We start from the raw sequence: 21320 nt of genomic DNA on the forward strand, positions 1-21320 counted from the left end.
TCCCCCGAAGTTGTTCGGGGACTTTGTTACGCCCGGCCGTAAGCCTCTGCAATGGCGACATCCATCGCGGCCTTGGGGGTTTGATCGCCCCAGACCAGCAATTGCAACGCGGGATAGTAGCGTTCCGCACTCATGACGGCGGCACCGATCATCGTGTCGATCTGCTCTGGCCCCGCGACCTGACCGCCCGACAAGACCAACCCGTAACGGTAGACCATCAACTGCTGATCGGCCCAGAAGCTAAAGGCTCCAGCCCAGCATTGATCGTTGACGAGGTTTAACAATTCGTAAAGCTGCGGCAGTTTTTCGGCAGGCGGCTCCATCTCAAAGGTGCAAATTAGGCGCAGTGTTTCGTCATAGGCTGACCATGCCAACGTGATGGAATAGGTTCGCCACTGCCCCTCGACAGCCATGGCAATCTGATCATCCGCGACGCGGTCAAAATCCCAATCGTGATGGGCTGCGAGATTTTCAACGATATCAATGGGGTGAATGTCTTCTTCAAGGTAATGCTCGGACAGGGCCATTTCGCCACCTCTCAATCTGTTCCATGGGGAGGGCCGGGGCGCCACCAGCCATGGAAGCCTGCACAAATAGGCGTGTAGGTTTACCTCGCCTATACAATATATGGTGCTTCCAGCGGACCATTCTGGCAACCTTTTTCTTGGGGATAACCACAAATCATAGGGGATAACCGCAATAACTTGTGGGTAAGTCGCGGAATACGTCTAGAATTTGGAAGGGTATGCTGCGCGCGGCCCAGATTTGGGTGTCTGGCTAGCGGAAGGATCACCGCCCCACGCAGGGGCAGCAGATCAATTTTTGGGGTGGTTGAGCGCTCAGCCCTTGGCTTCCAGCTTGTCGAGCCGGGTTTTAAGCACTTCGTTCTCTTCGCGGGCCTTCTGCGCCATGGCGCGCACAGCGTCAAATTCTTCACGGGTGACGAAATCGCGATCGGCCAACCACCGGTCAAGCATGCCTTTCATGGCAGTCTCGGCCTCGTCTTTAGCGCCTTGGGCCACGCCCATCGCGTTTGTCATCATCTGTGATACGTCGTCGAAAAACTTGTTACGGGTCTGCATGTCTGGCCTCCGGAGGTTTGTTAGCCTCTATATGGGGCGCGAAGCCCTTACTCGCAAGGTTGACTTCCCCGCGCGGCCTTGCTCAATCAGCGACATGATAGCCATGCTCCCCTTCCCCGATATCGCGCCGGAAATCTTTTCGGTTAACCTGTTTGGTGCCACCTTCGCGCTGCGGTGGTATGCGCTGGCCTATATCGTGGGCATTTTGCTGGGCTGGCGCGTGGCCACTGCGGCGGTCAAACAGCCGCAACTGTGGCGGAATGACACGCCCGTCATGAAGCCCGGACAGATCGAAGATCTGCTGTTTTGGGTCATCCTTGGCGTAATCCTCGGCGGGCGCTTGGGATATGTGCTGTTTTATCAACCAGCCTATTACCTGTCGAACCCCGCCGCCATCTTGCAGCTTTGGGAAGGCGGCATGTCCTTCCATGGTGGGGCGCTTGGGGTCATTTTGGCCGGGCTCTTCTATACATGGCGGCATCGCATCCCGGTGATCTCAACCGGGGATATGGTCTGCTTGGGGCTGGCACCGGGGCTGTTTCTGGGGCGGCTGGCGAATTTCATCAACGCCGAGCTTTGGGGGCGCCCGACCGACCTGCCTTGGGGCGTCGCCTTCCCCGGTGAAGCGGCGCAGTTCTGCCCCGACGTGGCGGGCATCTGCGCGCGCCACCCCTCGCAACTTTACGAAGCATTGCTGGAAGGGTTGCTGCTAGGCGGTGTGCTAATCTGGATGGCATGGAAACGTGGCGCGCTGAAGATGCCCGGGCTGATCGGCGGCACCTTTCTTGCGGGCTATGGCGCGGCGCGCTTCGCAGTTGAGTTCCTGCGCCAACCGGATGCGCAATTCGTCACCCCCGGCAACCCGCTGGGGCTGGCGTGGCATATCGGCGGCTGGGGGCTGACCATGGGGCAAATCCTATCGCTGCCGATGATCGCCGTTGGCATCTTCTTGATCATCCGAGCGCGGCGGCAGGCATGAGCCTGAAGGATCATCTGCTGGCGCGGATCGCGCTGGAAGGGCCGATGAGGGTAGACGACTATATGCAGTCCTGTCTGCTGCATCCCGACTGGGGCTACTACACGACACGCGCACCCTTTGGCGCGCAGGGCGACTTTATCACCGCGCCTGAGATCAGCCAGATGTTTGGCGAGTTGATCGGCCTCTCCTTGGCGCAAAGCTGGCTGAATCAGGGTGCGCCTGCGCCCTTCACGCTGGCCGAACTTGGCCCTGGGCGCGGCACACTGATGGCCGATGTGCTGCGTGCCTGCGCGCAAGTCCCAGGGTTTCTGGCCGCCGCACAGGTAACATTGATTGAAGCCTCCCCCGCCTTGCGAGGCGTGCAACGCGAGACATTGGCCGGCCATGAGGTTACGCACCTTGATACCGTGGCCGAACTGCCCGAAGCGCCTCTCTTTCTTATCGCAAACGAATTCTTCGACGTGCTGCCAATCCGCCAATTCATCCGCCATGGCGCAGGCTGGGCAGAGCGGCGCATCGGGGCGACGGATGCTGAGCTTACATTCGGCCTTGCTCCGGTGGCGCCACAGCCAGCCCTCGCGCATCGGCTAGAGGATACCAAAGACGGTGATCTGGTCGAACTATGCGCCCCGGCAACGAAAGTCATGAATGAGGTCGGCCGCCGCATCGCAGGCCACGGCGGCGCGGGGCTAATCATCGATTATGGCGATTGGCGTGCGCTTGGCGACACGCTGCAAGCGTTAGAGGACCACGCCCCCGCCAAGCCGCTGGCCAACCCCGGCAAGGCAGACATTACCGCACATGTCGATTTCGAAGCGCTCGCGGGCGCATGTCCATGCCGCTATAGCCGCGTAGTGACCCAAGGAGTTTTCCTAGAGCGTTTGGGCATCACGGCCCGCGCGCAGAAATTAGCCGAACCGCTGAACGGAGAGGCGCTTAACAGCCACATTGCCGCACATCGACGGTTGACGCACCCGGCGGAAATGGGAAACCTGTTTAAAGTGATGGGGCTCTATCCGAAGGGTCAGACCCCGCCCCCTGGAACAGAAGCATGACACTCGAAATTCTCACCTCAGATGCGCTTGCCCCCCTGCGACATGGTTTTTTCACCCGACGCGGCGGTGCGTCATCTGGGGTCTTTGCCGGGTTGAATTGTGGCAGTGGCAGTTCTGACCAATCTGAGATCGTGCGCATCAACCGCGCCCGCGCCGCCGAAGCGATGGGTCTGCCTGCGGATCATCTGGTGGGGGTGCATCAGGTGCATTCCGCCAGCGTCGTTACGGTGACAGAACCTTATGATGATAAGCCCCGCGCTGATGCGTTGGTGACCAAGACGCCAGGCATCGCGCTCTCGATTCTGACCGCGGATTGCCAGCCAGTGCTCTTTGCCGATGCGCAAGCCGGTGTTGTCGGTGCGGCTCACGCTGGCTGGCGCGGCGCGCTTGATGGGATACTTGAGGCGACCGTTGACGCGATGGTCGATCTGGGTGCCAAGCGCGAAAAGATCACGGCCGTCATCGGCCCCTCCATCAGCCAACGCGCCTATGAGGTTGGGCCGGAGTTTCTAGACAGTTTCATGAACGCCGACCCCGAGTTCGCCCGCTATTTTGCGCAGGGCGAAGGCGACCGGCTGCATTTTGACCTGCCGGGCTTTGGCCTGAACCGTTTGCGCGCGGCAGGTGTCGGTCATGCAGAATGGACGCGGCACTGCACCTATGCCGATCCGGGGCGATTCTACTCCTATCGCCGCACCACCCATGCAAAGGAAGCGGACTATGGCCGCTTGCTCGCGGCGATCACGCTCTGAACAGGGCGGGATTGGGGCAGAGCGCGTCAGTTTTACGCCCCATTAGCGCCGAGCAATTCGAAACAATCGCTGTAAAGTTGGCGAATTGTCCACGGGTAACTTTGCAAGTCACTGAAATTAAATAGATTCAAAAATACGGCATGGGTGCCGCATTGCCGCGTGCCCTATCTAAGATTTTCCGTAAGTTTCTCTCTCGTCGTCAAAAACCGGCCCGATTGCCCTGCGATAGTGAACTCAAGCAACGATGCCTGCGTGACCCGAGAGGAACAGAGCCATGAAAAAGAACCCGCGTTTCATCAAGTCCGTCGTCGAGACCGCTGCAAAGTCTGACACCGTCATGCCTTGGGCCCGGGGCGCACGGCGTGCTGCCTTTATCGCCAAGCGCACAAGTGCCGGGCCGGTTCGCAAAACCGCCTGATAGGTTTCTCCCCTGCATCGCCAGCGCCACGGCGCCCGGTGCGACTGATCGCCCCTCGGTACGTTGATTCGTGCCGGGGGGCGTTTTCGTGTAAATGTGGCAAGGACGAACCGTGTTGGGAAACAGACTGTCGGTTTCAGCAGAAATTGGCGCAGAATGCCGCAGCAATGTTCTGGATACTTTGACAATGCATGGTGAACATGGCGCTTTGATCTTAGGATCGCGTTAACTTGCACTGTGTTACGTCCGCGACATGGATGCGGGCAAAGCCGGGCGCGACGGACCGACAAGAGGTTTTGCATGACACCGACCGCCGCCAAAGACTCAGGCAACCCCACCGTCACAGCAACGCGCAACTACGAAGTTGCCGCACTGCGCGCCGATGGTTCGCTCTATATCGGTCAGGATAACGCGCCCGTCTTGCCCCTGTTCGAAGCCGCATTCGCAGCCTTTGCCCGGGGGACTTTGATTCAGACCGTGCATGGCGACATCGCCATCGAAGACCTTCAGCCCGGCGATATGATCAACACCTCTTCGGGTGAACCTGCACAGTTGATTTGGATCGGGTCGAGTAATTTCGTCCCTGCTGACACCGGGCGGCGGTTGCCTCTTATCCGCATAATGCCCGACAGTTTCGGAGAAGGGCGGCCCAGTTCATTTCTCACCGTCGGCCCCGCTGCACGGGTGCTGCACACACCGCACCACCTTCGGGCGGAGGCGGGCGGTACTCGGCTTCTTGCGCCGGTACGCGCGTTCGTGGATGGGGTGAACGTGATCGAGGTCGCCCCCCCGACCCCGGTGCGCCTGTTCCATATCTGCCTGTCCCGCCATGCGGTGATCAAAGCGAGCGGTCTGGAGATGGAGACATTCCACCCCGGCGCGCAGGCGCTGCGAGACGCCTCGCACAGCCTGCGGGAACAGTTTCTATCAATGTTTCCGCAGATTGGTCATGGCACGGATTTCGGCCCGCTGGCCCATCCCCGTGCGCCCGACAGCCCAGACGAAAGCACCATCGATTAAGGAGGCAGATGATTAAGAAGGCGGGATAAGTTAAGGCGCGGTCGACAGCCGCGCTTCGAGCACGTCGAAGGGTACACCGGGATCATCCTTGGCACCACGGATCACGAGGCTGGTCTTAACGCTTTCCACATTGGGCGTGGTCAGCAATTGCCCGGTAAGGAAGCTTTGAAAGCTCGACAGGTCAGGGGCGACACATTTCAGGATGAAATCAACTTCACCGTTAAGCATATGGCACTCGCGCACCAGCGGCCAACTGCGACATTTCTCTTCAAACGCGCTCAGATCGACCTCAGCCTGACTGGCAAGGCCGACCATGGCGAAAACCTGCACTTCAAACCCCAGTTCGCGCGCGTCGACATCGGCGTGATAGCCTTTGATATAGCCCTGCTCTTCCAACGTGCGGACCCGACGCAAACAGGGCGGCGCAGAGATGCCAACACGTTTGGCCAGTTCGACATTCGTCATCCGGCCATCCGATTGCAGTTCGGCCAAGATCATCCGGTCGATCGGATCTAGTCGTGTACCCGCCATGTCATCCTCAGTGAATTTTCGATTCTTATAGCAGCCCACAGGCTGCACGCAATAAAGTTTCACACAAGCGCAATATTCTTTGCCGGGCACACCCGTCAGATCGGTCTCGCTGCTCATATAATCGTAATGTACGCAGACGACAGCAGGGGTTTAACGGCGCCCTCCCCATCGCTATATGAAGCGGGCAATATCAATGACAGCCCGGGGGCGCCAGATGGCCGATACACGTAAAACCAAGGTACTGATCATCGGCTCCGGCCCTGCGGGCTATACCGCTGGCGTCTACGCGAGCCGGGCCATGTTGGAGCCGATCCTCGTGCAAGGGATTGAGCCCGGCGGCCAGCTGACCACCACGACCGAGGTCGAAAACTGGCCGGGCGACAGCGAAGTTCAAGGCCCCGATCTGATGATCCGCATGCAGGAGCACGCCAAAGCGATGGGCACTGAGATCATCGGCGACATCATCACCGATCTTGATCTTTCCAGCCGCCCCTTCCACGCGAAAGGCGACAGCGGCACGACCTATGTGGCCGACGCGGTGATCCTTGCCACTGGCGCGCGGGCCAAATGGCTCGGGCTGGAGAGCGAGGAAAAGTTCAAGGGGTTCGGCGTTTCGGCCTGTGCCACTTGCGATGGGTTCTTCTATCGCGGCCAAGAGATTGTGGTTATCGGCGGCGGCAATACCGCCGTGGAAGAGGCGCTGTTCCTGACCAACTTTGCTTCTAAAGTGACATTGATCCACCGTCGCGATGAACTGCGGGCCGAAAAGATTTTGATCGACCGCTTGATGAAGAACCCCAAGATCGAACCGCTGTGGTTCCACCAGCTCGACGAAGTTTATGGCACCGACAGCCCGCTGGGTGTCGAAGGTGTGAAGGTGAAACACGTCAAAACGGGCGAGATCACAGATATTCCCGCCAAAGGCGTCTTTGTGGCGATCGGCCATGCGCCGTCTAACGAGTTGGTTAAAGACACGCTTGAGACCCACATGGGCGGATATGTCGTGACCAAACCGGACAGCACAGAAACTTCGATCCCCGGCGTCTTTGCCGCGGGCGATCTGACTGACCATAAATATCGTCAGGCTGTGACCAGCGCGGGCATGGGCTGCATGGCCGCCCTCGAAGCCGAGCGTTTCCTTGCCGAAGTGGGCGATGACGAAGGCAAAGATACCTCTCTTCCGCTTGGCTATGGGGCTGAGGTGAAGGAAGAGGTTTAACGCTTAAACCCGTGCGGCGGATATCATTCTGGATTCCGCCGCACGGTCCAAACCTGATGATGGCCGATCTCAATATTATGGGATTTTCGCCTTTAACGAACCATCAACGCCCGGTTCTGTAGACAATTATTGCACTTTAAAGCTATGGCAGACCAACTAAAGCCGCCTGCCACCTGATGAAAAGTGATAGATATAATGTCCAGTAATCTTGCTCCTATTCCAGAACTCTATGTCTCCTATGAGTCCGCACAAAAACTGAAGGTAGAAGCTGGCAATTTGGTCAGCCTTGACCTGACCCCGCGTCAAATTTGCGATCTTGAGCTGTTGATGAACGGCGGTTTCAACCCGCTCAAAGGCTTCCTGACCGAGGAAGATTACGATGGCGTCGTTGAAAACATGCGTCTGGCCGACGGCAGCCTCTGGCCCATGCCGATCAACCTCGACGTCAGCGAAGCCTTTGCCGAAAGCCTCGAACTGGGTCAGGATATCGCCCTGCGTGACCAAGAGGGCGTGATCCTTGCGACCATGACCGTCACGGACCGCTGGACCCCTAACAAAGCACGCGAGGCCGAAAAGGTTTTCGGCGCCGATGACGATGCGCATCCGGCGGTAAACTACCTGCACAACCAAGCGGGCAACGTCTATCTTGGCGGCCCGGTGACCGGCATCCAGCAGCCTGTGCATTACGATTTCCGCGGCCGCCGCGACACCCCCAACGAGTTGCGCGCCTATTTCCGCAAGTTGGGCTGGCGCCGCGTCGTGGCCTTCCAAACCCGCAACCCGTTGCACCGCGCGCATCAGGAACTCACCTTCCGTGCCGCCCGTGAGGCACAGGCCAACCTGCTGATCCATCCCGTTGTCGGCATGACCAAACCCGGCGATGTCGATCACTTCACCCGTGTGCGCTGCTATGAAGCGGTGCTCGACAAATACCCTGCTGCCACCACCTCGATGAGCCTCTTGAACCTCGCCATGCGCATGGCCGGCCCGCGTGAGGCTGTTTGGCACGGGCTGATCCGCAAGAACCACGGCTGCACCCATTTCATCGTCGGCCGCGACCACGCTGGCCCCGGTAAGAACTCCAATGGCGAAGATTTCTATGGCCCCTATGACGCGCAGGACCTGTTCCGCGCGCATCAGGAGGAAATGGGCATCGAAATGGTCGATTTCAAACATATGGTCTGGGTGCAGGAACGCGCCCAATATGAGGCCATGGATGAGATTGAAGACAAAGATGACGTGACCATCCTGAACATCTCGGGTACCGAATTGCGCCGTCGTTTGCAGGAAGGTCTGGAAATCCCTGAGTGGTTCTCCTTCCCCGAAGTGGTCAAGGAACTGCGCCGCACCAAACCGCCGCGCAGCCAGCAGGGTTTCACGGTCTTTTTCACCGGCTTCTCCGGCTCTGGCAAATCCACAATTGCTAACGCATTGATGGTCAAGCTGATGGAGATGGGCGGCCGCCCTGTGACACTGCTGGATGGCGACATCGTCCGCAAAAACCTCAGCTCTGAATTGGGCTTCTCGAAAGAGCACCGCGATTTGAACATCCGCCGCATCGGCTATGTGGCATCTGAGATCACCAGGAATGGCGGCATCGCCATTTGCGCGCCGATCGCGCCCTATGCCGCCACCCGCCGCGCCGTGCGGGAAGATGTGGAAAGCTTTGGTGCCTTTGTCGAAGTGCATGTCGCGACCTCTATCGAGGAATGTGAACGCCGTGACCGCAAGGGGCTCTACAAACTGGCGCGTGAAGGCAAGATCAAAGAGTTCACCGGCATCTCCGATCCCTACGATGTACCGCAGAATGCCGAACTGGTGCTGGAGACCGAAAACGTCGACGTCGACAACTGCGCGCATCAGGTACTGCTCAAGCTTGAGAACATGGGGCTGATCACGGGATAAACCGCCCTGTCCTTTGAAACGACAACGCAGCCCTATGGGGCTGCGTTTTGCATTTCGGGGTCAGGTCATTTCAAAAATGAAAACTTGGCTTTTAAACAAATTACCCGTCCGGTGATAGGCCGCCATGACGCCGCCAACCGATACGATAAAAGCATTCACTTGAGTCGAAATTAAATTTCATAAGCCCGCTCCCAGTAATAAAGGCCGCAGCGAACTGCGACCTTGCTTTGGGCTCTGACGATGGCCATGCCTTATGGCGTCAATGCACCATGACTGGCCGATAGTCATGTTCACGTGCCAAAGAGAACGCAAGCTTTTGATCGCCAACCAGCGCTAGCTGCTGCCCTTCGGCGTCATGGACCGCGTAAAGGAGCTCCAGCCCCTCTGCCTGATCGCGCACTTCGCGCGGCAGATCAGCGACAGCGATCGTTTTGACATAGACCATACGGTCATTCCCGTGGGTGATTGCGTTTTGCATGATATTACCCCTTCTTGATCTTGATGGTTTGAACCACTGTTTCAGGCTTGGCGCGGGTCAGGTCGACATGCAGCAGACCATTCTCCATAACGGCTTCGCCCACATCGACCCCATCGGCCAGTACGAACGAGCGCTGAAACTGTCGCGCAGCGATCCCACGGTGCAAGAACACCCGGTCTTCGCCATCGTCAGACTGACGCCCACGGATCACGAGCTGTCTATCCTCAACTGTTATCGACAGATCCTGTTCCGAAAAACCAGCCACGGCAAGTGTGATCCGATAGCTGTAGTCAGATGTTTGTTCGATATTGAACGGCGGATAACCTTCGTTTCCGGCCTTGGCGCTGCGTTCCAGCACCCGTTCCAATTGTTCAAACCCAAGCATATGCGGGTAAGAGGCAAGCGTTAATTTCGTCATGCGACACGTCCTTATCAGGTCAAGCGACAGTGTTTCACAGGCCCCGCAACCGGCAACCCGTTGCATTGAATATGGGGGGGCTTAAGCAGGGGCGCAAGGGCTATGCCAAATGATCTCAAGCGCTTATATTCAAGGTTCAGATGCCCAACGGAATCACCTACCCATGAATGCCCCTACCGATCTGTCGATGAAAACGGATGAAGTGCTGCGTGTTGAGCTTGAGGTCTTCCGACGGGAACATCGCGATCTGGATGACGCCATCCACGCTCTTGTTGAGAAAGGAACTGGCGATCAATTGACCCTGCAGCGGCTGAAAAAGCGCAAGCTGCGGCTCAAGGATCTTATCGCCCAGATCGAAGACCGCCTGACCCCCGACATTATCGCCTAACCCATTATCCCTATGGCCCACGGCAATCGCCGTTGCCACATGGGCCGGGATGGGTATAGTGCGCGCTCTGATCCACCAAGAGAAGGCCCTCAGCAATGACCACTCCCCCGGTTGGCATCATCATGGGGTCCCAGTCCGACTGGGCCACCATGCGCGAAGCAGCGACCCTGCTGGACGAGCTTCATATCCCATTTGAGGCGCGCATCGTGTCCGCCCATCGCACGCCGGACCGGCTGTGGGACTATGGCAAAACGGCCGTGGACCGGGGTTTGCAAGTCATCATCGCGGGCGCAGGCGGGGCAGCGCATTTGCCGGGCATGATGGCCTCCAAAACCCGCGTGCCGGTGATCGGCGTGCCGGTGCAGACCAAAGCGCTCTCGGGTGTGGATTCGCTCTATTCCATCCTGCAGATGCCGCGCGGCTTTCCGGTCGCGACCATGGCCATCGGTGCCGCAGGCGCGGCCAATGCGGCCCTGATGGCGGCGGGCATCCTTGCCTTGCAAGATGCGGAACTGGCCAAGCGGTTGGACGATTGGCGCGACGCGCTGAGCGCCTCGATCCCCGAGGTGCCGCATGACTGAGCCACTGCAAACCGGCGCCACCATCGGCATTCTGGGCGGCGGCCAATTGGGCCGGATGCTCTCGGTCGCCGCCGCGCGGCTAGGCTTTCGGACCCATATCTTTGAGCCGGGTGCCAACCCGCCCGCTGCCGATGTGGCCCATGCGGTGACCACCGCAGGTTATGACGACCACAAAGCGCTGGAGGCTTTCGCCCGCGCCTGTGACATCGTGACCTTCGAGTTTGAGAACATCCCCACCGAGGCGCTGGACGTGGTTGAGGCAATCACCCCGATCCGCCCGGGCCGCGAGGCGCTCCGGATTTCGCAGGATCGATTGACCGAGAAAACCTTCCTCGGCGACCTCGGCCTGAAGGTGGCCCCCTTTGCCGATGTCACTGACGCTGCAACACTGAAAGCCGCCGTGGCGCAGATCGGCACGCCCGCGATCCTCAAGACCCGGCGTTTCGGCTATGACGGCAAAGGCCAAGCACGGCTGAAAGACGATGCCGATCTTGACGCCGCATGGGCCGAAATGAACGGCGCGCCGTCCGTGCTCGAAGGGTTCGTAAACTTCAGCGCCGAAATCTCCGTCATCGCCGCGCGCAGTGCAACGGGCGAAGTGGCTTGTTTCGACCCCGGTGAGAACGTTCACCGGGATGGCATCCTGCACACGACCACCGTCCCCGCAAAGATCAGCAATGCACAGCGTACCGATGCGGTTCTGCTTGCCGGTCGGGTCTTGAACGCGCTTGATTATGTCGGCGTCATGGGGGTCGAATTATTCGTCACCCCGCAGGGCCTGATCGTGAACGAGATCGCGCCTCGGGTGCATAACTCAGGCCATTGGACCCAAAACGGCTGCGCCATCGATCAGTTCGAGCAACACGTCCGCGCCGTGGCTGGGTGGCCTTTGGGTGACGGGGCGCGCCATTCGGATGTGGTGATGACCAACCTGATTGGCGACGATATGGATCAAGTGCCGGAGCTTGCCCGCGCGCGCGATACGGCGATCCACCTCTACGGAAAGGCCGAGGTTAAATCGGGCCGTAAAATGGGCCACGTCAACCGCATCACCCGCGACTGATCGATCAGGCGGCGAAACGCTCTGCGATCGCCCCTGACATATAGCTGACCCGCCCTGCCGCGAATGTCGCGGCGACGCGACCTGTGGCTTTGTCGAGGATCACAATATCGGCACGTTTGCCCGGCATTAGCGTGCCGCGATCTGTCAGCCCCAGCACCTGCGCGGGGCCAGAGGATACAAGTGCCCAAGCGCCTGCTAAATCCAAAAGCCCACTCTGCGCCAGCATAAGCGCCGCACGCCGCGGGGATGGGTAATGATAGTCTGAGGCCAGCGCATGGCACAGCCCCATACTGATCAAATCAAGCGCCGAAAGATTGCCGTTATGCGAGCCGCCGCGCACCACGTTCGGCGCGCCCATGATCACTGCATCCCCTGCCGCATGCGCCGCCTCTGCGGCTTCTTGCGTTTCGGGGAATTCGGCCAAGCTGACACCACGCGCACGCCATTCTGCCCGCTGCTCAGGCGTTTGATCGTCATGGCTACCCATGCGAATCCCACGCTGCGACAGTTCTGCGCAAAGCGCATCAAGCGCCGCCGGGACTTCTTCGCGCCGCGCGTGCATGTCCTGCATCTGTGCCAAATGCGTCTCGGGGCTGCGCCCCGCCTTCAGAGCCTGCCCAACCAGCCGCTTGGGCAGTTTGCCCTGCGCCAGCCGATCATGAGGAAGGTGATCGTTGAAAACGATATAGCCTACGCCCCATTCGGCCATCCGTTGTGGCAGATCCTGATAAAGATCGAGCATATGGGTCTCGAACCGCAGTTGCGGACGAACATCAGTGACCAGTTCGGGGGCCGTATCACGAATACCGTTGAAGACCTGATTGGCAAATTCAGACCCGCGCAGCCCGCCTTCCCAGCTTACGAACTGCGCCAACACAGCCGTGGTGATTCCGTTGGCCGCCAGTTCTGCCTCTGCTGATACCAGCCCTTCGGAGAGTTGTTTCATCGCCCCCCGCCGCGGTGCCAAATGCCGTTCAAACGCATCGCCATGCAGATCAACGATCCCCGGCAGCACTTGGAAACCGGTCAGGTCAACCTGCCGTCCCGCCGAGCGTTCGGTGATATGCCCTTCGGCGAATGAAAGCGGCGTTCGGCTCAACCCCTCGGGGTGCAGAACCTCGGCCCCGATCAGATCAAGGTTTGGCATTGTCATCCCCCAACCCCGGCAAGCATCCCCCATCAGGGCAGCCGATAGCTTCAAGAACCCCATCCATAAACGTCATAGAACGGTCGAAACTGCCCGTCCTTAAAAACGCCATGGTCTGCGCAATCACGCGCGGGTTGTTCATCATGAATGTATGGGTCACCGGCAGTACGATATGCTCTTTCATCCCTGCCACACGGGTCGAAGCGACAGAGACCTTACCATCATCCGGCCCCGGCAAGAGGCTTGAGAAATAGGGATTCAACGACTGTGATCCGGCGATCACTCCCAATTCGAACGGTACGGGCGGCAATTGGTTCGGCAAGGCTTCATCCCCCGTACCAATCTCGGCCCCGGCTGGGCCGTTAAGCCATTCAAATGCGGGATTTTCCACCAGCTCATCAACCACTTCACTGCCGTGGTTCGGCGGGCCTAGCATCACCACGCGCCGCACCCGATCGGCGCCCGCCTCTGCCACCCATTCGCGAAGCAAAATGCCCCCCATGGAATGCGTCACAAAGTCGATCCGCCCCGCGCCACAGGCGGCCACCGCACGCGGCAGGGTTTGCTTGGTCAGCTCGGCGATATTGGCCTCGGTCGAAGGATAGCCGGGGCGTACCACACGGTAGCCCTCGGCGGCCAAAGCAGCCTCCATCACGGCGAAAGACGCCTCGGTCCGGGCCAGTCCGTGCAACAGCACCACACAACGACCGGCGATGGGTTCGGCGGCGACAGGTATCGGCAGCGCCGACCAAAAGGCGGCAATTATTAAGGAGAGACGTTTCATCATGCCCTTCAGATAGACTGATTGCCGGGACTGTGAAATGGTCTTGGCGCGTTACCTGACGAAAGTATGCCGATGCCCCGTCCCTGCCCCCGATTGGCTGCCCGCGCAATACTGCTGCACGAAGGCCGACTGCTGCTGGTGAACGCTTACGCCGACAACCGGCTCGGTCTGATGTGCGCCCCCGGTGGCGGAGTAGAGGCCGGTGCCTCCCTGCCCGACAATCTGCGGCGCGAGGTTTTTGAAGAGACCGGCTTGGATATCTCCGTAGGGGCTCCTTGTCTGGTGAATGAATTTCACGACCCCGAAGGCGATTTTCATCAAGTCGATATATATTTTCGCTGTCACCTACTCGGCCCAGCCGAAATCGCCCCCGACTGGCAGGATCGCGAGGCCATTGTCACCCGCCATCAATGGGTAACCCACGCCGAAATGGCGCAGATACCGCATAAGCCTGACAGCCTTGGTCCGGTTGCTTTCGCTCCTGCAGATGCGGCGATTACCTATGACCCGTTGGAGCCGATTTTGCGCTAAGCGCCCAAGCAATCCCGCCCAAGACCAACGCAGTCGCCAGAAGCAGGGTAAGACTGAGGGGTTCTCCCAAAAGCAGAGAGCCAGCAAGGATGGCAATAATCGGCACACTGAGTTGCGCAACTGCAGCCGTAGCGCCATCAAGCCGGGTCAACACCGCATACCACAAAGCGTAACCAAGGCCCGAAGTCACCCCGCCGCAGAGCGCAGCCATTAACATGCCAGTCGCGGTGAAATGCCCGCCTGCAAACGCAGGCAAAATAAGCATAAAAGGTAGGCAAAGAAGAAAGTTGGCCGAAGTCGCAGCCAAAGGATCGCCCGATGTGCGACCAATGATCGTATAGGCCGCCCACCCCATTCCGGCCAGCACCATAAGCCCGGCACCAATGATATCCGTTGAACTCTGCCCGTCTGGCCAGAGAACGATCACCAACCCAGCAAAGGCCGCTACCGCGCCTGTTATCTGCCGTTTTGTTGGTGTCGCACCAGCAAGCGCGGCGTATGTGAACATGGTGATCTGCACTACACCAAACAAAATAAGGGCACCCAATCCAGCATCCAGCGTCATGTAAGCAAGACTGAAACCGATCATATAGACAGCCAAGCTTAGCGCTCCGCCGATCCGGTTGCGCCGCAACAGCGGCAACCGTCCGCACCGCAGCGCGACCAAGACCGCCAGTACGATGGCGCCCGCACCGACCCGGACAAGAGCAAATCCCGCGGGATCAATATGCCCCCAATCAATCGCCATTCTCGTTAGAATGGAATTGGCCGCAAAGGCGCACATGGTGAGGGCGGAGAGAAGGAAAAGCTGCATAGCCCTTCGCTTAGCCTCGATAGCAGTTTGCGCCAAGCCCGCAATTGCCCTGCTCTGACAATCTAGCGGGGTCGTGATCACTAGATTAATCGAATCAGACACTGATGCACCTAGCTTTATCCCGGATACTTCGGTGTTTTCGGTAGTCCACTCGGGCAGTTCCAATAGCGCTCGAATAGAACTGCAGTTCGTGTATCAAAAGGTAGAAAAGTTCCCCTGCACCTGACCTTGCATCCTGCGGCAGCTGGGTCATAGGCGGAACCGTTTATCGTGGAGAACCTGAGTTCCGACATCAAATAAGGTGCATATGCGGTCCGTCTATCATCCTGCGTAATACGTGCGTTATGCGATATCACGCAGCAAACGACGCGCCTCTGGCGGGTATCTACTACGCAGTTGGCTCCATCTCTTAACCTGACTCTCCCGCCCTGCCCGGCTTGTAATAACCTCCCACTGTTGGGCCACTCGGGTTAAGGCCACCTGCGGCGTCACGTCCCCGTGCAGAGCCCTGTCCAACCCTCTCCCCAATGTTTGGAAATACTCTGATTGTCCTTTGAGATAGAGATCAGGAATGGCCCCCTCAAGCGTAGCGCGCTGCACCTTTAAGAATGGCTCCGAATAGGCATCTTGCACCCCCGGATCGCTGTAGTGTTCTTCACGGTAAGGATCGAAAAATCCGTCCGCTTGTCGGACAGCGAGCGTCGACATAGCTGGTGTGACCGCAAAAAGAGAAAATAAGTAACCAAGCTCCTTCTGGGTCGACGCCGTGCCCACAACAAAGCTCCACCCCCAATTAAAATAGGGAGTCGGCAGCAATTCATTTCCAACTTTCCCGCCCGGCGTGGGGCCATGCACCATCCGCCCCCGCATCGGTGATTGTGGAGAATTCAGGTATTTCTGCGTGCCGCCCCAGCCAATGTTGCAATACACATCGCCCTTCGCATATCGCGACCAATTTTCAAACAACCCCAGACTGGACGTTTCGGGAACGAGACAATCTGTAATCGCAATCAGCTCCTCCAATGCCGTTATGCCCGCCTCCTCCGAGATTTGCGGTGTCATATCGGGCGAAAATGGCCAGTAACCTTTCGCATGAAACCGAACCCACCATTCCCATGCGAGGTAGCCGGGTGTCCGAAACAACAACCCGCCATAGCGGCCAGCCGCTGGCGCATGAAAAAACCGAATCTGCCGATCCAACTCCTCCCAAGTACTTGGCGTGGTAAGAGAATAGCCAAAGCGATCTGCATAGCGTGCCCGCATATCGGGATCATGCAGCATTTCGCGATGATAAAACATTATCATATGCGTCGCCGTCAGTTTGGAACCCATAAGTCTGACCATCAAATCTATCGCCCTCTTCATAGAGCATAGCGTTGCGAAATCCCGTGGGCTCGTAACGCGCGGCATAATCGTCCAAGGGGTGGATCGCGCCCGCCGCAACAAGGTCAGCCAAGCCGAAAGTAGCAGGTAGGGCGACGTCATATTTCGCTTCACCCAATACGCTATTCAACATTAATTCGGCGTTAATCTGGTCAATATGCAGCTCTTGCAAGGTAACTTTGACCCCGGTTTTGGCCGTGAAAGCTGCGGCAACCGGTCCAAGATTTGCACGCGACCCTTCCGGCAAAAGCACTGAAAGAGGGCGACTTCTATCCGCCAACTTACGCGCCTTTGCAGCCACCTGCACATCAATTGCCACGCTACCGAATGCTGGCGCAGCTACCATCGCCCCCAGTCCGGCTCCCAGACCCAAAGCCATCTTTCTCCTCGTGAGCCCGCGTCCACTTAGCACATCGTACCCCTCCAACTCACCGCTGGCTCCAATAACTATCTGCTGCTGTGGAATTGGTTTTAGGTCGGCAGCTATTAACATTGCATTAATCGCTGCCGACTATTCATTTGGCATGGTTACGACGCATCCTCTTTGGCGATTGCTCCAGATTTTTGTCAGCCGAATTAGCACCCGACTAAGGCTGGGGCTCCTTCTGGTGGCCGCGATTATCGGCGCAGCATGATTAGCCGCCACAGCGCAAATGCGGTCCGTGCTCACTAGCCAAGCTCATCTTACCCAATCAGCTGTGCCGATGTTGGCTCTCTCACAACGCATCGGGCGTTCATTAAACGGCGCATTCCTCCTTGTAGAACAGCTGATCCAAGCAGATGCCGCAGTTTCTCCCGTTTCCCTTGAAAAAGAGTTGGCCATAAAGATTGATGAGGTCTTCGACCGGCTGGATGACCTGAAGGATTTGGGAATTGCCCCGCCACTCGTAGTACGGTTCGAGGGACAATTACAAATGTTGCGGCGCACTACTGCCGCAACGCTTTTGAGCCATCGGGAGATGCGACTTGCCGATACCCAAATCGCAGCGACCCTTGATCGTGCAGAGCAAGTTCAGGAACAAAGCCATCTAATTATTGATGACCTTGCTTATCAACTTTCAACGGGGACCAATGCACTCTTGAGCGAAGTGGGTGTAAATGGTCCTCCGGCCAATAGCACCCTCGCGAAGCCTAGCTCAGGCTTTCCTGATATTATGCTAAGTACCCTTAATCTAAATGATATCCGCCTGAGTCTTGACGCTCTTATCAACATTATCATCACCCAGGGCCTGCAAGACAAACCGCTTCTGCTCGACCGCGCAAAGCTCTTGGTAAACGAGCATCTGCAAGGTGCCATTACCCGTCTCCCTCACATTGCTGACGTGGACGCGCGGCAATCGTTGGCACGCCAAATCGCCGCGCTGCGCGACGACCTATACGACCCCCTGAATGGCTTTTTTGCACATACAGCAGCACGTTTACGACTTCGTGATAGTTTCAGGGCGTTGCAAGCAGAACATCTACCCATGATTGTCGAGCTATCTAACCTGTCTTCAGACCTAACGCAGAGCACTCTGCAATTTGTAGATCGCGCGACGGACAACCTAAGCAATACAATCCACCGGGTCATTTGGATTGTGGGTCTTACCGCAACCTTTTCCCTTATCGCCATCGTATTGATCAACGGATTGGTGATTGAGCGACAATTCAACCGTCGCATCCAAAAGTTAACCAATTCCGTCACAGCCATCGCTAAAGGTGACCTTGATCATCCGATTACCGTTCGCGGGCGCGATGAACTGGGTGAGATGGCCCGCGCTTTGCTAGTGTTCCGCCGTACGGCAGAGGAACTGCGCCGCTCCAACATTGAGCTCGAGAAGTTCGCCTATGTGGCCGCGCATGATTTGCGCTCTCCCCTGCGCGCGGTGCATGAATTAAGCTTCTGGGTGCTGGAGGACGATGAAAACGCCCTCAGCGAAGAAAGTCGCGAATATTTACTGATGGCTCAACAGCGTATTGATCGTCTGAATCGACTGCTGAACGATTTGTTGGACTATGCCCGTGCTGGCCAAGATTACCCTATTCCCGAGCCGGTCAATATTGGGCAACTGGTGGCAGACCAAGCACGCTTCATCGATACCAATGGTCGGTTCAAGATCACATTTAGCGGCATCGACCGGCCAATAGACGTGCAACTCTCGCCGCTGCAACAAATTCTCGGAAACCTCATCTCAAACGCGATCAAGCATCATGACCGTGGCCATGGGACAATTCACGTCAATGCCAAGGTCGTCAGCGACCGCTTGGTCTTAACTGTGCAGGATGATGGGCCTGGAATTGAACTGCGCCATCAGAAAACGATATTTGAGTTATTCCAAACCCTTAAATCGCGTGATGAAGTTGAAGGGAGCGGTCTTGGCCTTGCAATCGTAAGTAAGCTGGCAATCCATCAAAAAGGTAAAGTCAGCTTGATATCAAACCCGGACAAAGGCCGTGGTTCTGCCTTTGTTGTCGAACTGCCTCAGGCACCGCCATCGCAACGTCGTGCTTCGCCTTTCGCGGTGGCGGCATGATGCAAGTTTCATAGGATCGCTGGATGAAAACGACTGCCGCGAAATTTCTTATTGTTGATGACGACAAAGTCAGCGTGATGGCTATGCAACGGGCAATGCGCAAGTTGAAGATCGTGAATGAAACGGCAGTCTGCCACGACGGTCAACATGCGCTGGAGTTTCTGGCGGAGGAGATAAAACGGCATGGGCGATTGCCGCCCTATATCATCACGCTTGATCTCAACATGCCGCGTATGGGCGGGCTTGAATTCTTGGAAGTTGTCCGCGCCGATCCAGCCTTGGAACGAATGGTGGTTTTCGTCTTTACCACATCCGATATGCCCACAGACGTTCAGTCAGCCTATAGCAAGAATGTCGCGGGCTATATTGTAAAAGAAAACCCGTCAGAGACCTTTGCAAACGCGCTCGACATGTTGAACGCCTACGCCCGGATTGTAGAACTGCCCTGTTAAGGGCGCTGATTATAACGCGGGGTCAGCAAACCTCTCGCCCTGAACGGAAAGAGGCGCGCCATTTCTGGCGCGCCTCCGGGTCTTGAGCCAATTGGGCTGGCTTACATCATGCCGCCCATGCCGCCCATGCCGCCCATGTCGGGCATGCCGCCGCCGGCACCTTCTTTGGACGGACGGTCAGCAACCATCGCCTCGGTGGTGATCAGCAGACCAGCGATGGACGCCGCGTCTTGCAGAGCTGTGCGGACAACTTTGGCAGGGTCGATAACGCCGAACTTGAACATGTCGCCATATTCTTCGGTCTGAGCGTTGAAGCCGAACTTCAGGTCGTCGCTTTCGCGGATTTTGCCGGCAACAACCGAACCGTCCACGCCAGCGTTCTCAGCGATCTGACGCAGCGGTGCTTCCAGTGCTTTGCGCACGATGGAGATACCGACGTTCTGATCGTTGTTGTCGCCTGTCAGGCCTTCGAGCTTTTTGCCGGCCTGAACCAGAGCAACACCACCGCCAACAACGATACCTTCTTGAACAGCGGCACGTGTCGCGTTCAGAGCGTCGTCAACGCGGTCTTTGCGCTCTTTCACTTCGACTTCGGTCATGCCGCCGACGCGGATAACGGCAACACCGCCTGCCAGTTTGGCAACGCGCTCTTGCAGCTTCTCACGGTCGTAGTCGGAGGTGGTTTCTTCGATCTGGTTACGGATCTGCGCAACACGTGCTTCGATCTCGGCTTTCTCGCCAGCACCGTCAACGACAGTGGTCTCGTCTTTGGTGATCGCAACTTTCTTGGCAGAACCCAGCATGTCCATGGTCACGGACTCAAGCTTCATGCCGAGGTCTTCGGAGATCACCTGACCACCGGTCAGAACCGCGAGGTCCTGCAGCATAGCTTTACGACGGTCGCCGAAGCCCGGTGCCTTCACAGCAGCAATCTTCAGGCCGCCACGCAGTTTGTTCACGACGAGTGTCGCCAGGGCTTCGCCCTCAACGTCTTCGGCGATGATCAAAAGCGGTTTCTGGGACTGGATCACTTGCTCAAGCAGCGGAACCATCGGCTGAAGGCTCGACAGTTTCTTCTCGTGCAGCAGGATGATCGCGTCTTCCAGCTCGACAGTCATCTTGTCGGAGTTGGTGACGAAATAGGGGCTCAGGTAGCCACGGTCGAACTGCATGCCTTCGACGACATCGGTCTCTGTTTCCAGACCTTTGTTCTCTTCGACGGTGATGACACCCTCGTTGCCGACTTTCTGCATCGCGTCTGCGATCTGACGGCCGATCTCTTTTTCGCCATTGGCGGAGATGGTGCCGACCTGTGCGACTTCGTCGCTGTCGGATACGTCACGGGCAGCGGCTTTGATCGCTTCGACGACCGTGGCAGTTGCCAGATCGATACCGCGCTTCAGGTCCATCGGGTTCATGCCAGCGGCAACCGATTTCATGCCTTCTTTGACGATGGCTTGGGCCAAAACAGTCGCGGTGGTGGTGCCGTCGCCTGCTTCGTCGTTGGTCCGGGAAGCAACTTCCTTGACCATCTGTGCGCCCATATTTTCGAACTTGTCTTCGAGTTCGATTTCCTTCGCCACGGATACACCGTCTTTGGTGATGCGCGGTGCGCCGAAGGATTTGTCCAGAACCACGTTCCGGCCTTTGGGGCCGAGTGTGACTTTCACCGCGTCGGCAAGGATGTTTACACCCTTGAGCATCCGGTTGCGGGCATCGGTGTCAAATTTGACGTCCTTAGCAGCCATGTTGTCTTCTCCTAAAATCTTGGATTGATGTGAGCGTCTTCAAAGGGTCGGCAAGCCGG

Annotated in this window: 24 protein-coding genes; 13 read left to right on the top strand and 11 right to left on the bottom strand. The window is 57.7% G+C overall.

Annotation, left to right across the window (positions count from 1 at the left end):
• Positions 1-26: 26 nt before the first annotated feature.
• Both BM229_RS07565 and BM229_RS07570 read right to left on the bottom strand, forming a co-directional pair.
• Entirely contained in the window at positions 27-527 is a 501-nt protein-coding gene (locus BM229_RS07565; protein WP_093926982.1) for a type III secretion system chaperone family protein, read from the bottom strand.
• Positions 528-839: 312 nt separating this feature from the next.
• Positions 840-1082: an accessory factor UbiK family protein gene (locus tag BM229_RS07570; RefSeq protein WP_093926983.1), complete on the bottom strand. Its 243-nt coding sequence runs from the start codon at positions 1080-1082 to the stop codon at positions 840-842.
• Between the two features lie 94 nt (positions 1083-1176).
• Here BM229_RS07570 and lgt point away from each other — a divergent pair, with 94 nt between their 5' ends.
• From lgt to BM229_RS07590, 5 genes are all read left to right on the top strand, one after another.
• Positions 1177-2061, top strand: coding sequence for a prolipoprotein diacylglyceryl transferase (gene lgt, locus BM229_RS07575; RefSeq protein WP_093927268.1), 885 nt, complete (start codon positions 1177-1179; stop codon positions 2059-2061).
• Positions 2058-3116 carry a class I SAM-dependent methyltransferase gene (locus BM229_RS07580; RefSeq protein WP_093926984.1) on the top strand — a complete coding sequence of 353 codons (1059 nt, stop codon included), beginning with the start codon at positions 2058-2060 and terminating at the stop codon, positions 3114-3116. The genes lgt and BM229_RS07580 overlap by 4 nt, the downstream gene beginning before the upstream one ends.
• Entirely contained in the window at positions 3113-3868 is a 756-nt protein-coding gene (gene pgeF / locus BM229_RS07585; protein ID WP_093926985.1) for a peptidoglycan editing factor PgeF, read from the top strand. Before BM229_RS07580 ends, pgeF begins: the two co-directional genes overlap by 4 nt.
• Before the next feature lie 274 nt (positions 3869-4142).
• Positions 4143-4286 (top strand): hypothetical protein, encoded by a 144-nt coding sequence (locus tag BM229_RS18220; RefSeq protein ID WP_167360207.1) that lies wholly within the window; start codon positions 4143-4145, stop codon positions 4284-4286.
• A 300-nt stretch (positions 4287-4586) separates the two neighbouring features.
• A complete protein-coding gene (locus tag BM229_RS07590) occupies positions 4587-5306 on the top strand; it encodes a Hint domain-containing protein (protein ID WP_093926986.1) in 720 nt (239 codons plus the stop codon).
• 30 nt (positions 5307-5336) lie between these two features.
• On the opposite strand, the gene BM229_RS07595 is transcribed toward BM229_RS07590, so the two are convergent.
• Entirely contained in the window at positions 5337-5837 is a 501-nt protein-coding gene (locus tag BM229_RS07595; protein WP_093927269.1) for an Lrp/AsnC family transcriptional regulator, read from the bottom strand.
• Between the two features lie 214 nt (positions 5838-6051).
• Between BM229_RS07595 and trxB the strand changes: the two genes are divergently transcribed.
• Complete coding sequence (gene trxB, locus BM229_RS07600) at positions 6052-7056, top strand: thioredoxin-disulfide reductase (protein ID WP_093926987.1); 1005 nt, start codon at positions 6052-6054, stop codon at positions 7054-7056.
• A gap of 195 nt (positions 7057-7251) precedes the next feature.
• Positions 7252-8961, top strand: coding sequence for a bifunctional sulfate adenylyltransferase/adenylylsulfate kinase (locus tag BM229_RS07605; RefSeq protein ID WP_244152133.1), 1710 nt, complete (start codon positions 7252-7254; stop codon positions 8959-8961).
• Positions 8962-9220: 259 nt separating this feature from the next.
• Here BM229_RS07605 and BM229_RS07610 read toward each other — a convergent pair whose 3' ends face one another.
• Both BM229_RS07610 and BM229_RS07615 read right to left on the bottom strand, forming a co-directional pair.
• Complete coding sequence (locus tag BM229_RS07610; protein WP_093926988.1) at positions 9221-9439, bottom strand: DUF1150 family protein; 219 nt, start codon at positions 9437-9439, stop codon at positions 9221-9223.
• A gap of 4 nt (positions 9440-9443) precedes the next feature.
• Positions 9444-9857, bottom strand: a complete 414-nt coding sequence (locus BM229_RS07615; RefSeq protein WP_067267324.1) for an Hsp20 family protein — start codon at positions 9855-9857, stop codon at positions 9444-9446.
• A gap of 163 nt (positions 9858-10020) precedes the next feature.
• Between BM229_RS07615 and BM229_RS07620 the strand changes: the two genes are divergently transcribed.
• From BM229_RS07620 to BM229_RS07630, 3 genes are all read left to right on the top strand, one after another.
• Positions 10021-10245 carry a YdcH family protein gene (locus BM229_RS07620; protein WP_007119020.1) on the top strand — a complete coding sequence of 75 codons (225 nt, stop codon included), beginning with the start codon at positions 10021-10023 and terminating at the stop codon, positions 10243-10245.
• Positions 10246-10340: 95 nt separating this feature from the next.
• Positions 10341-10826, top strand: coding sequence for a 5-(carboxyamino)imidazole ribonucleotide mutase (purE, locus tag BM229_RS07625; RefSeq protein WP_206054287.1), 486 nt, complete (start codon positions 10341-10343; stop codon positions 10824-10826).
• Positions 10819-11889, top strand: coding sequence for a 5-(carboxyamino)imidazole ribonucleotide synthase (locus BM229_RS07630; protein ID WP_093926989.1), 1071 nt, complete (start codon positions 10819-10821; stop codon positions 11887-11889). Before purE ends, BM229_RS07630 begins: the two co-directional genes overlap by 8 nt.
• A 4-nt stretch (positions 11890-11893) precedes the next feature.
• Here the strand turns inward: BM229_RS07630 and BM229_RS07635 are convergent, their stop codons facing one another.
• Complete coding sequence (locus BM229_RS07635) at positions 11894-13042, bottom strand: alpha-D-ribose 1-methylphosphonate 5-triphosphate diphosphatase (protein WP_167360208.1); 1149 nt, start codon at positions 13040-13042, stop codon at positions 11894-11896.
• Positions 13023-13823 carry an alpha/beta hydrolase gene (locus tag BM229_RS07640; RefSeq protein WP_093926991.1) on the bottom strand — a complete coding sequence of 267 codons (801 nt, stop codon included), beginning with the start codon at positions 13821-13823 and terminating at the stop codon, positions 13023-13025. Before BM229_RS07640 ends, BM229_RS07635 begins: the two co-directional genes overlap by 20 nt.
• A gap of 63 nt (positions 13824-13886) precedes the next feature.
• Between BM229_RS07640 and BM229_RS07645 the strand changes: the two genes are divergently transcribed.
• The gene (locus BM229_RS07645; protein WP_093926992.1) at positions 13887-14351 is read left to right on the top strand and encodes an NUDIX domain-containing protein; all 465 of its coding nucleotides are present in this window, start codon (positions 13887-13889) and stop codon (positions 14349-14351) included.
• Here the strand turns inward: BM229_RS07645 and BM229_RS07650 are convergent.
• The 3 genes from BM229_RS07650 to BM229_RS18360 all read right to left on the bottom strand — a co-directional run bounded on the left by BM229_RS07650 (position 14317) and on the right by BM229_RS18360 (position 16927).
• On the bottom strand, positions 14317-15165 hold the full coding sequence (locus BM229_RS07650; RefSeq protein ID WP_093926993.1) for a DMT family transporter: 849 nt from the start codon (positions 15163-15165) through the stop codon (positions 14317-14319). The two genes, BM229_RS07645 and BM229_RS07650, sit on opposite strands and share 35 nt — an antisense overlap.
• 342 nt (positions 15166-15507) lie before the next feature.
• Positions 15508-16446, bottom strand: a complete 939-nt coding sequence (locus BM229_RS07655; RefSeq protein ID WP_244152134.1) for a type 2 periplasmic-binding domain-containing protein — start codon at positions 16444-16446, stop codon at positions 15508-15510.
• Positions 16436-16927 carry an extracellular solute-binding protein gene (locus BM229_RS18360; RefSeq protein ID WP_244152135.1) on the bottom strand — a complete coding sequence of 164 codons (492 nt, stop codon included), beginning with the start codon at positions 16925-16927 and terminating at the stop codon, positions 16436-16438. Before BM229_RS18360 ends, BM229_RS07655 begins: the two co-directional genes overlap by 11 nt.
• A 325-nt stretch (positions 16928-17252) precedes the next feature.
• Between BM229_RS18360 and BM229_RS07660 the strand changes: the two genes are divergently transcribed.
• Complete coding sequence (locus tag BM229_RS07660) at positions 17253-19061, top strand: sensor histidine kinase (RefSeq protein ID WP_167360209.1); 1809 nt, start codon at positions 17253-17255, stop codon at positions 19059-19061.
• A gap of 23 nt (positions 19062-19084) precedes the next feature.
• Entirely contained in the window at positions 19085-19513 is a 429-nt protein-coding gene (locus BM229_RS07665) for a response regulator (RefSeq protein WP_093926995.1), read from the top strand.
• A 101-nt stretch (positions 19514-19614) separates the two neighbouring features.
• Here BM229_RS07665 and groL read toward each other — a convergent pair whose 3' ends face one another.
• The gene (gene groL, locus BM229_RS07670; protein ID WP_093926996.1) at positions 19615-21261 is read right to left on the bottom strand and encodes a chaperonin GroEL; all 1647 of its coding nucleotides are present in this window, start codon (positions 21259-21261) and stop codon (positions 19615-19617) included.
• Positions 21262-21320: the final 59 nt, after the last annotated feature.

It is taken from the genome of Sulfitobacter dubius (assembly GCF_900113435.1).
GTDB classification, from domain to species: Bacteria; Pseudomonadota; Alphaproteobacteria; order Rhodobacterales; family Rhodobacteraceae; genus Sulfitobacter; species Sulfitobacter dubius.